Source organism: Parafilimonas sp., assembly GCF_047606085.1.
Classification (GTDB): Bacteria; Bacteroidota; Bacteroidia; order Chitinophagales; family Chitinophagaceae; genus Parafilimonas.
Genome location: NZ_JASGEX010000140.1, coordinates 1 through 14,134, shown reverse-complemented (window position 1 = coordinate 14,134; position 14,134 = coordinate 1). Strand labels below are relative to the sequence as shown.

The 14,134-nt window shown below is 42.8% G+C and carries 13 protein-coding genes; 1 reads left to right on the top strand and 12 read right to left on the bottom strand.

The genetic code is table 11. The features are described 5' to 3' along the window. The 10 genes from QM629_RS12480 to QM629_RS12435 form a co-directional block, all read right to left on the bottom strand. Positions 1-612, bottom strand: a 612-nt coding sequence (locus QM629_RS12480; protein ID WP_415160208.1) for a family 16 glycosylhydrolase, incomplete at its 3' end; no start/stop codon positions are given. 117 nt (positions 613-729) lie between these two features. Next, positions 730-1,668: a HipA domain-containing protein gene (locus QM629_RS12475; RefSeq protein ID WP_415160207.1), complete on the bottom strand. Its 939-nt coding sequence runs from the start codon at positions 1,666-1,668 to the stop codon at positions 730-732. Next, positions 1,665-1,994 carry a HipA N-terminal domain-containing protein gene (locus tag QM629_RS12470; protein ID WP_415160206.1) on the bottom strand — a complete coding sequence of 110 codons (330 nt, stop codon included), beginning with the start codon at positions 1,992-1,994 and terminating at the stop codon, positions 1,665-1,667. The genes QM629_RS12475 and QM629_RS12470 overlap by 4 nt, the downstream gene beginning before the upstream one ends. A 10-nt stretch (positions 1,995-2,004) precedes the next feature. Beyond that, entirely contained in the window at positions 2,005-2,214 is a 210-nt protein-coding gene (locus tag QM629_RS12465; protein ID WP_415160205.1) for a helix-turn-helix transcriptional regulator, read from the bottom strand. A gap of 288 nt (positions 2,215-2,502) precedes the next feature. Then, complete coding sequence (locus QM629_RS12460; protein ID WP_415160204.1) at positions 2,503-3,504, bottom strand: glycoside hydrolase family 43 protein; 1,002 nt, start codon at positions 3,502-3,504, stop codon at positions 2,503-2,505. Positions 3,505-3,673: 169 nt separating this feature from the next. After that, the gene (locus tag QM629_RS12455; protein ID WP_415160203.1) at positions 3,674-5,398 is read right to left on the bottom strand and encodes a RagB/SusD family nutrient uptake outer membrane protein; all 1,725 of its coding nucleotides are present in this window, start codon (positions 5,396-5,398) and stop codon (positions 3,674-3,676) included. A gap of 26 nt (positions 5,399-5,424) precedes the next feature. After that, the gene (locus QM629_RS12450) at positions 5,425-8,553 is read right to left on the bottom strand and encodes a SusC/RagA family TonB-linked outer membrane protein (RefSeq protein WP_415160202.1); all 3,129 of its coding nucleotides are present in this window, start codon (positions 8,551-8,553) and stop codon (positions 5,425-5,427) included. Between the two features lie 267 nt (positions 8,554-8,820). Next, complete coding sequence (locus tag QM629_RS12445; protein WP_415160201.1) at positions 8,821-10,017, bottom strand: glycoside hydrolase family 88 protein; 1,197 nt, start codon at positions 10,015-10,017, stop codon at positions 8,821-8,823. Between the two features lie 163 nt (positions 10,018-10,180). Beyond that, positions 10,181-10,372 (bottom strand): transposase, encoded by a 192-nt coding sequence (locus tag QM629_RS12440; protein WP_415160209.1) that lies wholly within the window; start codon positions 10,370-10,372, stop codon positions 10,181-10,183. Positions 10,373-10,632: 260 nt separating this feature from the next. Beyond that, on the bottom strand, positions 10,633-11,160 hold the full coding sequence (locus QM629_RS12435; protein ID WP_415160200.1) for a phosphoribosyltransferase family protein: 528 nt from the start codon (positions 11,158-11,160) through the stop codon (positions 10,633-10,635). Positions 11,161-11,233: 73 nt separating this feature from the next. On the opposite strand from QM629_RS12435, the gene QM629_RS12430 reads away from it, so the two are divergent. Further along, positions 11,234-12,556, top strand: coding sequence for a 4Fe-4S dicluster domain-containing protein (locus tag QM629_RS12430; RefSeq protein WP_415160199.1), 1,323 nt, complete (start codon positions 11,234-11,236; stop codon positions 12,554-12,556). Positions 12,557-12,665: 109 nt separating this feature from the next. On the opposite strand, the gene QM629_RS12425 is transcribed toward QM629_RS12430, so the two are convergent. After that, on the bottom strand, positions 12,666-13,418 hold the full coding sequence (locus QM629_RS12425; protein WP_415160198.1) for an NUDIX hydrolase: 753 nt from the start codon (positions 13,416-13,418) through the stop codon (positions 12,666-12,668). A gap of 235 nt (positions 13,419-13,653) precedes the next feature. After that, positions 13,654-13,935: a hypothetical protein gene (locus QM629_RS12420; RefSeq protein WP_415160197.1), complete on the bottom strand. Its 282-nt coding sequence runs from the start codon at positions 13,933-13,935 to the stop codon at positions 13,654-13,656. Positions 13,936-14,134 lie beyond the last annotated feature (199 nt).

Genomic DNA, 14,134 nt, shown 5'->3' with positions numbered 1-14,134 from the left:
TGAATCCCAATCCATGCGCCATACATGAAACTGTGACGCCCACACAGTATCAACAGGTTTCTTCCTGCTATACCAATACGCCTTATACGGTATTGATGTACCGATAGCAATGTTGGCCAAAAGGCTGTCGCGGTAATATTCCATCATATCAATCTCGCCATTGGAAGGCCAGGGCTTTGATACGCCAAGCATCCACCACGCCGGCCACATACCGTTGCTAATATCTATTTTACCGCGCATTTCAAAACGGCCGTATAACCATTGTTGTTTATGCCTTGTGATGATGCTGGCCGACGTGTATTCAATGTTCCTGCGGTTAGTGCGCCAGTCTTTACTTCCTTCTATATAATTTGGATTTGGCCTGTTTTCTTTTTTTGCTTCAAGTATGAGATGGCCGTTTTTGCAATATGCATTTTCAGGCTGGTACCATTGATGTTCTTCGTTGCGCACAAAACCATTTTCATAGCTCCAGTTGGCCGGATCCGGAGCGCCATCTTTATTAAACTCATCCGCCCAAACTAATGTATAGCCTTCACGCATGTTGTTACCTTGCTGCGCTTTTATACTGCAGCCTGTTATCATCAACAGCGCAGTGCAAATTATCCTGTGCATGGTTCTGAAATTATATTTTACCGGTTAAAAATTTTATTAAACCTGCTCAGCTATACATTCCAGCATCATTTTTCAATTCATCTATCGTGCAGCTATATAGCCACCCAATCAATGCAATCAGTCAAGCCTTTTAAACCGATCTTCCAGGAGTTGCTTGAATGCTGCTTTATATGCTTTGCTTAAAAAGCTTTCATCAATTTGCTTCATCCACTTCTGCTTCGCTTTAAACATCTTTGAAAAAATATTTTCCTGCTGTTTATTATCTATTTTAGCTGTATTAAATGCAGCTTCAAAATCAGCCTTTCGTATTTTTTTCTTTTTACCGTTCAGTGTAAGCGCCAGGTCTTCATCATCGGCGGGGTTTACCAGTTTTGTTGCCACAAGATCGTATGCAGGTGATAACACCATTCCTAAACCGGGATGTTCGATCAAAGAGAAATTTTTCAGGTGCATATCTGCATTGCCGGTTAGAAATGAAAAAACCAGTAATTCGAAAAAGTTTACAACATCCAGTCCCGGTGTTGAGGAATATCTTTGTAATGCTTTTGCTATTTGTTCATAGCTGCCATGATATTTATCCTCCGTAAGCCGTTCCGTAAGCTGGCACATATCTTCCATCGCGAGTTTTTCTTTTTTTGTACGATCCGCCCTTTTGGTTATGTAAGCCAGGCTGCCCGATTTCATTCTTATCAGGCAATGCCGTACCGTTTTTATTTTAGCCAGTAAAGCTAAATGCATAGTCAGGTCTTCCACTTCAGGCAACTGCGGGTAATGTGGTGTTGGCGGCTTTAGTATATATCCGCCCCACAAACCCACAATGGTGAAACGCCTGTCTTTATTCTTTTTATCTGAAGGAAGATGAAGTGATAATTTCGGTTGCACGCCTGTTACAGCCACCCGGCTTTGTATAACCTGCAATGCTAATTGTTCAAGATCACTTTCTGCGTAAGGAAGTTCAGGAGGTTCAGGCTGCCCAAACATTTTTTTGGAACAGGCCGGATGATAATCAACAGAAGTATGACTAAGCGGCAAATAACAATGCAAACATCTTTTCATTCCGCACCTGTTTTTATTTCATGTATGCTTACGGCACCGATGCAGTCTTTACAACAAGCCAATAATAAACCCATACGGTCGCGTGGATTAAGCTTCCAGTTTTTTTCGGCAATATCCAGTAACCATCCTTCCGGTATCAGGCCATCAAAAAAAGGGAACAATACTTTGCTGGTATAAGCTGTGTTTTGCAACGGCATGGTGAGACTTACAGGCCGGGCATCGGGCAATTGCAGGTAAGCTGTATCATATATAAAATGATAGCCTTCTTCATCCTGGCTGATTAAACCGGCAACTATGTCCTTTACTTTCACAATGGCTTTACGCATGCTGAAACTTTTAAGGTTGATTATTGCTTTGCTGCTGAACAGGGCCTAATTCATAGCCAAACAAAGTCAATACCTGGTTTACTTTATCAAGCCTTAATGTTTGTTTACCCTGCTCCAATTCCCGCATAAACCTTAACCCAACGCCGGCCTTTTGTGCAAGTTCAGACTGCGTAAGTTTAACAGCATTTCTTTTGTTCTTCACAAAACTTCCTAACGTCATTTTATACCTGATTGGGTGTAAATATAGTTTAACTTGCTTAAAACATACCTGATTGGGTATAATTAATAAAGCCCGATTAGCGTTTGTAGCTAAATGGATATAGCGCCAACAGCATTAATCTTTATTACTGTAATTCAAGCCAATCTTAACAGGTTTGATTGTTTAGAATTTTCGCCTGGGAAGAGCAAAACCTGTCAGGTTTTAACCGATATTTTTATGTTCACATGATGCGCTACATCAAAGCATAACAGGTTCGTTATTAAACTGCTCAAACCATACATTCCGGCATCACTTTTTCAATTCATCTATCGTCCAGCTATCAGTCCAACTTATTTCGGGCACATTATTATTCATAGTTAAAGGCAGCCAGATGTACCTTGAATCTTCAAGATTGGTTTTATGCCAGCGATCAGCCATAAAAATAAATTTCCCTTTAGCTGCATCAACAGGCAGCACATAAGTGCTTTGCGCATAAAAAGTTTTATTGGCATCAGCGCCCTTGCACGGGTTACCATTTTGTGTCCAGTCACCCATTATTGAATCGGCCACGGCATACGATGCTTCGTTGGGCGCCCAGCCTGTGCAACCTGATGTAATAAGATAGTACCTGTTATTGTATTTGAAAATAGCAGGCGCTTCTCTTGAGAGGTTTATCAATATGCGTTTATCGTTTGTTGTGTGCGAGAGATAATCATCACTCAGTAAGCAAATATGCATGGTTGCATTTTCTTCTGAAGAATAAAAATGATATGCCCTGCCATCATCATCCTGGTAAATGGTCATATCCCTTGCCATATTGCCATTTGGCCTTTCGCTGTGCAGGTAAGTGAATGGCCCCTGTGGTTTATCGCTTACAGCAACGCCCGATTTTGCAGCGGCATAATCTTTTGAATCAATGTGCAGCCACATCACAAACTTTTTCGTGCGGGCATTGTAAATAACTTTTGGCCTTTCAATTACATTGCCCTGGTACAGGTCGTTTGCTGAATCTGTTTTTTCAGCAGGCAAGGCAACGCCTTCATATTTCCAGTTCAATAAATCTTTGGATGAATAACAGGAAACGCCGCCTGCCACTACGCGGTAGTTTTCCCAGCTGGCATCCGGTACCCGTGAAGTCTTGCCCTTTTTTATTTCACCATACCAATAATACGTGCCATTATAAAAAAACAGCCCGCCGCCATGCGCATTGATGATATGCCCGCTTTCATCATACCAGTTTTCGCCGGGTTTGAATGAAGTGTTTTTTGTTAATGAAGTTTGAGCGTAACCTGTATTTAAGCAAAGCATCATACAAAAACTCTTAAGAAAACAAAGCATGTACTTCATAAATAATTTCAATAATGTGCAGCGTAATTTATACAGTTGCGAACAAATAGAAAAACTTTACCGGCTGCAGGTAAAACTGTAGCTGGTAAAGTTGATAAGATGATAAAATTTTTATAGAATGTTTTCGCGCTATCTAATAATTCGGGTTTTGTGTCAGCTCCGGGTTCTGGCCTATTATTGACAATGGAATAGGCAGCAAATAGTTTTTGGAAGCGTCAAATGACCATTGCGGCGAACCGGACGGGATTACCTCAATCACATCATACGTATAGCCGCTGGAAGTGGGCGTAACCTTCGTTCCATGCATTACATGGTTCAGGTTATCTTCAGCAATCTTCCAGCGAAGCAAATCGAAATAGCGTTTGCCTTCAAAGGCAAGCTCTACCCTCCTTTCGCGGCGTATCAGCTGGCGCATTGAATCCTGCGATACATTGGGATATATTTCGGAAAAGGTAGGAATGCCGGCCCTTGTCCGCACCTGGTCCAATGCATCATACACCGATGCATCCGGGCCTTCGGCTTCATTCTCCGCTTCGGCATAATTCAGCAGCACTTCGGCATACCTGAAATAATAATAGGTTTGGCTGCTGGGGCCTCCCCAGTCAAAAATGTTTACGGTGGTATCAATGCATTTTTTCATGGCATAACCCGTATTGGTTTGGTCTGTGGCATCAGACAAATCAATTTCATTATACCCAGAGCCTACCGCAGATATATATTCCACCCCGTTAAATGTATTCCCGTTATACAATATAGACTGCCTGAAACGGGGCTCCCTGCTGGCATAAGGGTTTTGAGCATCGTAACCGGAACCAGCATCTGTTATGGCTTTTCCATTGGCCATGGCATAATCGTCCACCAGTTCCTGCGTAGGCGTTGAACCGCCCCAGCTCAGCCACTGTTGCCCCACATAAGCAGGGCCCTGGTAATTCGTAATGGTGCTCCCCGCCTTCAGGCCGAGATATTCCCTGTAAAATATGCCTTCGTTGTTATTGCTGTTGCCGCCGGTGGTTAAAAACAATTCATCGTAAGTAGGATAAAGGCTGTAGCCCAGTTGCATTACCAGTTTATTGGTAGCGGCGGCGGCGGCCCACCTGGTTAAATCGTTTGATGTATTATATAAAGGGCTGGCATAAAACAGCTCGATCCATCCTCTTAGTGTGAGCGCAGCCCCTTTTGTAACCCTTCCTCCCCCATCGTTGCCGCTATTATCAGGCAGCAGGTCTGCGGCTTCTGTAAGCTCCTCTTCCAGAAAAGCATAATTTTCATCAAACGTGGCCCTTGCATGATAGATAGAATCCCCGTCTTCGGCCCTGTTGTCGGGCACAGTAATAATGGGGCCGCCGCCATACAGCATCCATACAATATGATAAAAATAGGCCCTCAGCACTTTTGCTTCGCCCAGCCGCTGCTCCTTATAGCTGTCATCAAGGGACGAGGCATCCAGGCCGGCAATAAAAACATTGCATTTACGGATGGCCGTGTACAGGTAATCCCAGTTAAGCCAGGATGATGATTTTTGATACCCTCCGCCCCAGTTATAAGAGAATACGGTATTTGAAGTAATGGTTGCCTTGGTTCTGGCTGCATTGGCACTGGTGCTCCAGCTAAAACCGGTCATAGAATTGTCTGTCCAGTTATCAAAAGGATCAAAAACCAGGTCGTATTCATCCGGCAGGTAATAATACACGTCGTTCAGAACAAGATCGGCTGCATCTTCTGTGGCAAAGGCCGTAGTGCTGCTTACCGCACTTAAATTGTCCACATTTAAAAAACTGTCTTTCCTGCACGCAGAAAACAGCAGGCCGCAGCATACTGCCAGCTTAATGATGGCATTCCCGTTATATGAAGTTTTCATTTTCATTTCTTGATGTTGTAATAAAATTAGAATTGAAGTTTAAGCCCAAACGTTATCACTTTTTGTGTGGGGAAATACCAGCCCCTTCCATTGCTTATTTCAGGATCGAAATTTTTAACCGTTGTCCAGGTAAGTATATTTTGTCCTGACACATATACGTTTATCAGGCTCATGCCCAGCTTGCCTGAAAATGTTTGAGGCAGCGTATAACCCAATACGCCTGTTCTTAAGCGCAGGTAAGAAAGGTTCTGCTGCCAGAAGGAAGATGTTTGGGTATTGTTTTCAGAAGGCGTTGTTGTCATTCTTGGATAAGATGCATGCGGGTTATCTTCCGTCCAGTAATTGAGCACGGTAACCGGTGCGTTTTTATTGTTGTCAAAAGCCCAGGCGGCTGTATTGGTTATTTGCAATGAGCGCTGGCCTGCACCCTGGAATAAAAGCGATAATTCAAAACCTTTGTAAGATATGCTGGGTGTAAACCCGTAGATGATCTCCGGGTAATTCGGCGGCCCCAGCGGCACCATATCATAAGAATTAATCGTGCCATCGGGCACTCCATCGGCCCCGCTTATGTCGGCATACCGTATATCGCCCGGCGCCACGGTAGCCCAGGTTTGTGTAGGTATGCCATCTTTTAAGGCGCCGGCACTTGTAAAATTATCATCAGTAAAATACCCGATGGCCTTGTAGCCAAACGGCGTATTCAGCGGCCGGCCTGTTTGCCTCAGGTTAGGATAATCATAAGTAGAGCTGTTTTCAAATATCTGCACCAGCTTGTTTCTGGCATAGCTGAAATTAGCCGACAACCCAATCCGCAGATCTTTAGAAAAAGAATAATTGCCATTAATGGAAATTTCAAACCCGTTGTTCACCATAATGCCGGCATTTTCTTCGGCAAGGCTGATACCATATTCCGCCGGCACTACCACATCGGGCGTTAAAAGCATATTGCCCCGCCTTTCGTGAAAATAGTCGGCCTCCAGGCTGATTGCGTTGTTCAAAAACCTGGCTTCAATGCCTATATCGGTTTTGGTGGCCTTTTCCCAGGTAATATTAGGGTTGGGCTCGGTATTTTCATACAGCCCCTGTGTTTGAGTTTCATCCAGTATGGCAGACGTGCCGTATAATGTAAACCCGGATAAATATTGAAATGCCGATCCGGCCAGGTTACCGGACTGGCCCCAGGAACCCCTGATCTTCAACTCATCCAGCCATTTAACATCTGCCATAAAATTTTCCTGCGAAATTCTCCATGCCGCAGAAAAGGCAGGAAAGAAACCAAAGCGATGGCCGGGCGCAAAATAATAATGGCCGTCATAGCGGCCGGTAGCCTCAAACAGGTATTTATTATCATAGCCATAGGTGAGCCTGTACACCAGCGACCGTTGTTTTGAGCCGGATGAGCTGCCCGAATTGGAAATGTCGGTAGAGCCGGTGCCGCCTGCAAATAGTTCGGGGATAGATAAATTATAATTGATCCTGCCGGCGCTGAACATAAGCGATTTGGTGCTTCTGGCTTCTCCCACTACCAGGCCTGTAATGGCGTTTTTACCGAAGCTGCCGGAATAGTTGATATAGCCCTGGTAAGTAAATGCCTGTGTTTGATGATATTCTTCATAATACGAAGGCGATGTGGTGGGCTCTATAACCGTGTAAGTTTTAGAAACGGTGTCGTACTGGGAATAGCTGAATGGTGCACTCCAGGAACGGATAAGGCTGGTAATGCCCGCATTGTCAGAATTGTATGGATCACTGGGGTTATAATCGTAAGCACCCACCACTTTTACGCTTAATCCTTTCAAGGGCAATTTTTGCTCAATGGAAAACTGGGTAAGCATGGTATTGCCGGTAATGGTCTGGTAGCTGGGGTTATCGTAAAAATAAGCATAGAGGTAAGGATGATCGCCGTTGCTGTATATTTTAGGCGTGGAAACACTGGTGGTATTGATGAGGTTTTCAAAAAGCGATTGCGTATTATAACCGGCGCCGCTTAAATTTCTTTGTTCTACGCGGCCATTAAGCGAAAGGCTTACCAGGGTGGTATTGGTAGCCTGGATATCCATATTGCCGGAAACATTGTAACGCTTGTATTTTATGCCCGGGAACATGCCATCCTGCGCAAAATAGCTTAAGCCGGCGGCATATTTTATAATATCTGAGCCGCCGCTTATGGAAAGATTATGGCCGGTTTGCAGGTAGTTTTTCTGAATCATGTCTGCAATCGCATCAAAATTCGGATGGCCATCGGGGTCTGAGCCATCTTTATATTTCTGCAGGTCATCGTCAGTAAAAGGCATAATGGTAGCTCCGGCATTCACTGCCGCCACATTTTTTAATGTGGCATACTGATAAGAGTTGACGAAATGCGTAATGACCGTAGGGTTTTGAATACCTACATAACCATCATAAGAAAGAACAGGCTTGCCTGATTTACCCCGCTTCGTGGTAACCAGTATTACACCGTTAGCGCCGCCCATGCCATAGGGCGCCACCGCAGCCGCATCTTTCAGGATAGAGATAGATTCAATATCATCGGGATTTAGCTGGCTGTAATTTCTGGGCACGCCATCTACAATTAAAAGAGGCGAGGCGCTGCCATTTGTTCCCATGCCCCTGATCATGATGGTAGCGGCATCGTTGCCGGCCTGGCCACTGCCCTGCGTAAACAATACACCGCTAACCCGGCCACCAAGCGCATTGGAAATATCACTTACCGGCTGGCGCTGAATTTCTGTGCCCTTAATAGCCGATACAGATGCCGTGAGCGAGGTTTTTTTCTGGGTTCCATAACCCACCACCACCACATCGCTGAGGTTTTGCGCGGTTGATTGCAGCACCACTGTGATATCATGCTGGCTGCCTACGCTGATCTCCTGGGTTACAAAGCCGATATAACTGAAAATAAGTGTGGAACCGGAGGCAACATCAATCCTGAAATTTCCATTGTGGTCAGTTTGCGTGCCAATTTTAGAGCCCATAATCCGAACAGACACACCCGCCAAAGCAGCACTGTCCTGCCCAATAACCTTACCGGTTACCAGTTGCTGGCAAAATGATGGAATGGAAAATACAGCAGCAAAGCACACAATCAGGCAATATCGTTTTACATAAGCAGATCGCTTAATGCGGCAGCCTTCGTTACGAAGTCTTCTCATAGCAAACAATTGATTAGTTAATAATAGAATTCAACCTGGCAAACGCAATACATAAGCAATGCAATGGCGTTAAGTTTAATAAATGTTAAACAGGATAAAAATAGTCAGAAAGGAATTACAGAAATAAAAGACCGGTATTTTTTTAAGTTTAAAACAGATTATTTTTAATAACAAAAAACGCATGCAGCGTTACAAAAATTTTAGTGTCTTTGCACGGGTTATACCTTATCGCTGGCGCTGGCAGGCGCATTAAAAAATGAAGGCCAGTTATTGTACCGCAAGCTCTTTATATCTTGTCATCGCTTCCAAAAAATAATAATCACCATAGGTAAGCGGCACATCAACTTCTGATTTTGCAGGAAGGCTGCCCACAGAATGCTTCAAAATAAAACCGCCGTTTGTACCAATAGCTGCTTTGTATTCCGGTTTAGATAAATTAGAAATAATTGTTTTTGCAACCGATACATAGTTGCCTGCATTCTCTTTTGAACAAGTGCTTAATTCAAGCAAGGCAGAGGCTATTATTGCAGCAGAAGAAGCATCCCGCGGCGCATTTGGAATGCCGGGTGCATCAAAGTCCCAGTAAGGAATTTTATCGGACGGAAGATTGGGATTGGCCAGAATAAAGTGTGCAATATGGTTTGCCTGCTCAAGGTATTTTTTATCTTTTGTTTCCCTGTACATCACGGTATAACCATATAAGCCCCATGCCTGCCCGCGTGCCCAAGCAGAGTTGTCGGCTGCGCCCTGCGCTGTTTTCTTTTGCTGCACAGCGCCGGTTTCGGGGTCATAGTTTACAACATGATAAGAACTATAATCGTTACGAAAATGATTTTTCATAGTTGTATTGGCATGGGTAACCGCTATTTTATAAAATGATGAATCGCCGGTTGCTTTCGTTGCCCAGAACAATAATTCAAGGTTCATCATATTATCAATGATTACCAAAAAATCTGATGGTTTTGAATCCCACGATTTAATGCATCCAACTTTTGGATTGAAACGGCTTGCCAAAGATTTTGCACTGTTAATCAGTATTTGTTTATAAGCTTCATTATTGGGGTCTAAACGTAATGCATTGCCAAAGCTGCAATACATCATAAAACCGAGATCGTGTGTGGCAGTATTGAATTGCTCTTTTTCAAGCAGGCCTAACATACGCTTTGCTTCATCATATAAAGCCGCATCTTTTATTTGTTCATAGATGTACAGCAAACTGCCGGGGTAAAAGCCGCTGCACCACCAGCCAGAATTGCTGGTACGCAGGGTATCGTTCTGAAATGTTTTTGGAAATTTATCATCAGGAAGATTCTTCATCATTACTTTATACTGTGCATCTGCATCCTTAAAATTATAGCTGATGGCATTTTGTAAAAAAGGCTTTCCACCTAACTGTTGTGACTTGCAGGCTGCTGAAATTAAAAACGGGCTTAATAATATAAGTTTATAAACCTGTTGTAACATACATAACGTATTTTAATAACAATGGTTTGTATTGCACCAGGAATGCAATATATCTGTTGTATAAAAAGGCCAATATAAAACAGAAAAACTTGCCGGCTACCCCCAATTTCGCAAATTAAACTGCCACCTGCAAAGCAGGTGGATTTATGGATGAAGCCAAAGGCTAAGTTCCAAGATCGAAGTCAAAACCCTGCTGGTTGCTCTCCTTTTTACGTTCTTCTTCCTGATATCTTACATATCTTCTGATTTGATCTTCATTGATCCCAACGGTATTTGCAAAATATCCCCTGCCCCAAAAATGATTCCCACAATATGGCCGCTTCTTCAACATCGGATAACGCTTAAATATCCGTATCGCTGTTTTTCACTTTACTGTTCCCATGTGCGTTGACAAGGATACATTCGGTGGAATACCTGCCACCACATGCACATGTTCAATCCTGACATTCAATTCTCTATCTCACAACCTAACCATTCACTATACATCCGGATATTTTTTTAAAACAAGGCATTTGCACCGGCATGAATGCTTCGCTGCTGATGAAGCAAATAGGCATTGAAATGTGATGATAAAAGCTGCGGGCTTTCACAATTGACGATTCACGTTTCACGGCATCATTCCCCTGAAGCGATGGAAGCAGCAATATTGCCATTCGCTTCTTCTACCTGCACATAATCGTCCGGCGCAGTGGCTATGGAATAACCAACATAATCGGGCTTTATGGGAAATTGTTTATGCATGCGCTCCACCAGTACCAGTATTTGAATGCGTTTGGGATGATATTGCATAAAAGGCTTCAATGCATACATTAACGTTTTGCCGCTATTGCTTACATCATCAACCAGCAAAACATTCTTGTCATCAAAATTCATTTCTTCACTTAAAGCAATAACGGCAGGCTTTTGTTTATCAAGATGCAACGAGATTATTTTTACCGGCGTTGACACATAGTTTTTTAAATGTGCCGCCACCTTGGCAGCAATCAGGCTACCTGTGCCTTCCATACCAAATTTACCGGCGCCTACAATCCCTATTATAACCAGTTCCGCATTATCTTCACTTAAATTTTCAGCTACTTCCAGCGCCATGCGGTGAACCTTTTCTTCAGATACTTCTGCGGTTAAAATAGTTTTGTTTTGCATGCTATAAAAATAAGATAAGAGTTTTTATAATGAAGCATTTGCGCGAACTTTATCTTCGTTATACCTAAAATATATGCATATCGTTTTACAGTTGATATTTATTGCGGTTGCAGCCGTTACGATCGTTCTCTTTGTAAAAAAAATAAGCCAGGTAAGAAGAAATATTTTGCTTGGCAGGGATGAAGCAATCAACGATAATAAACCGCAGCGCTGGAAAAATGTGCTGCTGCTTGCTTTTGGGCAGAAGAAAATGTTTCGCAACCCGCTGGTGGCGGTAATGCACTTCATTATTTATGCAGGCTTCATCATTATAAATCTTGAAGTGCTTGAAATAATCATTGACGGCATTTTCGGCACACACCGGATTTTTGCAAAACCGCTGGGCAATTTATATCCCTGGCTTATTAATGCATTTGAATTTTTAGCGGTTGGCGTATTTACTGTTTGCGTTATCTTTTTAATAAGAAGAAATATACTGCATGTAAAGCGTTTATGGATGAAAGAATTAAATGGCTGGCCGAAAAGCGATGCCAATTATATTCTTATCACAGAGATATTATTGATGAGTTTCTTTCTTACGATGAATGCGGCCGATACAACCCTGCAAATACGTAATTATGGTGAATATGCCGGACATAGCACGGGCAATTTTGCTCTCTCTCAATTCCTGCAGCCTCTGCTTGCAGGCATGAGCAATCATGCATTAATGCTGCTGGAAAGAACCTGCTGGTGGCTGCATATTGTGGGCATATTTGTATTTCTGAACTATCTCCCCTACTCCAAGCATTTACATATTTTATTCGCTTTTCCCAATGCTTATTATGGCAGGCTTTCGCCAAAAGGAAAGATGGAAAATATGCCCGACATTCAGCAGGAAGTTTTATACGCCATGCAGCCTGAGCTGGCGCCTGCAGCAGCTTCACCAAACCATAAAAAATTCGGGTCAAAAGATATTTTTGATTTAAGCTGGAAAAATTTACTGGATGCATATAGTTGCACCGAATGCGGCCGGTGCACAGCCGCCTGCCCGGCCAATATTACAGGCAAGGTATTAAGCCCGCGTTTGATAATGATGAAAACCCGCGACCGTGCAGAAGATATTGGCAGGAACATCAATCAAAACAAAACTTTTGCGAACGATAATAAATCGTTGCTGCATGACTATATAACAACGGAAGAATTACGCGCCTGCACTACCTGCCAGGCCTGCGTGGAAGAATGCCCGGTAAGCATCAATCCTTTGGATATTATTATACAGTTAAGAAGATATTTGGTGATGGAAGAAAGCAATGCGCCGCAGGAATGGAATGCCATGTTCAGCAATATGGAAAACAATTTTGCACCCTGGAAATTTTCGCCCGATGATCGTGACCGGTGGACAGAAGCAGGCAGTTAAGATTATTATTGGATATTTGGATATTGATTATTGGGTACTTTTAAAATTAAACCCTTCAGGCAGAAATAAAAAAGATTTAGCGGCGTAACCGCAAATACAACGGGGTTATCTAAAACTCAATGCCCGTCCACTTCTTTTTATTTTGCTGGTATTTATCAAAATCGAAACGGTATAGCCTGCCGGGGCGGTGATGCACATCATCTTCATATTCGCCGGTATCAATTAAAAAATCCATTGAAAAAAATTTCTTGCGGAAGTTGCGGCGGTCGAGTTTTATATCCAGAATAGCTTCATATAAATTCTGCAGTTCGCGCAAAGAAAATTTTTCAGGCAGCAAATTCAGGCCCAGCGGGTGTTCCAGCATTCTCTTCTGCAGCCATTTATAACAAACATCCAGTATTTCTTTATGATCGAAAGCCATATTGCAGGCTGTTTTCACAGTATGCCAGTGCAATTCATTGTCAAGAATCCTAAGTGCATGATGCTCGGTATTCAGCAAAGAACAATAAGTTACTGTTATTACGCGCCCACCCGGGTGGCGATGCGGCTTACTGAATGTTCGCACCTGTTCAAGATAAACATCTTCCATACCCGTCCTTTCACGCAACACCCGGTAAGCAGCATCATCCAGTTCTTCATCATCGTGCGCAAAATCGCCAAGCAGCGTCCATTTCCCTTCAAACATTTTAAGATCGCTTCTTATAAGCAGCACCTTCAATTCATTATTATCAAAACCAAATATCACACAATCAACCGTTATAGGCACGCGCGGATAGGTTTCAACCAGTTGCTGAACCTGCTCCAGGGCATAGTTTGTATCTGCTTGTTTTTTTACACCGGAAATAACCTCTGCTGAAGACATGGCAAGTAATTTTTATTCGCAATAGAAGTGTAAAAATAACACAATGCAATTTACATATCAAAACTGCCTATTTAATTTATCAACAGTTGAAGAAAAAAACCGGGCAAAAAAATCTGGTTAAGCCAATGCAATTACAGCATGAAAATATTTGTTTGAAGATATTATAATGTCATTATCTGCTGATTAAGTTCTAAAAGAAGAAAGCGGCTATTGGGAACCGCTTTCTTCTTTCCAGCTACTCTTCTATCCAAGCAGGCTGTTTGCTGCCCGTTCGGGCAACCGTAAGCTTTTTCTTTTTTACGGGAAGCTGGTTTTTCAATTCTGCCATTTGCTTTTGCAGAAGTTCGTTAGAGGCCTTCAATTCTTTTACATCATTTTCAAGTTTTGCAATTCTGTCCGTTGCAGTTGTTTCAGCAGCAACGGAATCGTTGATTATTACCTCAGCGCCCGAGGCCGGCCGGGCAAAACATAAGACTGAAAAACACGCGATTGTTAGTGTAATAAATATTCTTTTCATAATGCAAGGTTATACTACAATATTACCCCTTTATCAGCCAAAGTGCACCTAAGAAAACGTTATAAAACTAACCATTATTGTCCGGATAACTTGGGCTAAAGCCCATTGTGCAAGGGTTTCAGATATATAACCCCGGGCTTAAGCCTGGGGTTAGTAAAAAGCAGGCCCATAAAGGGCTTTAGCCCAAGAGAAAATATTT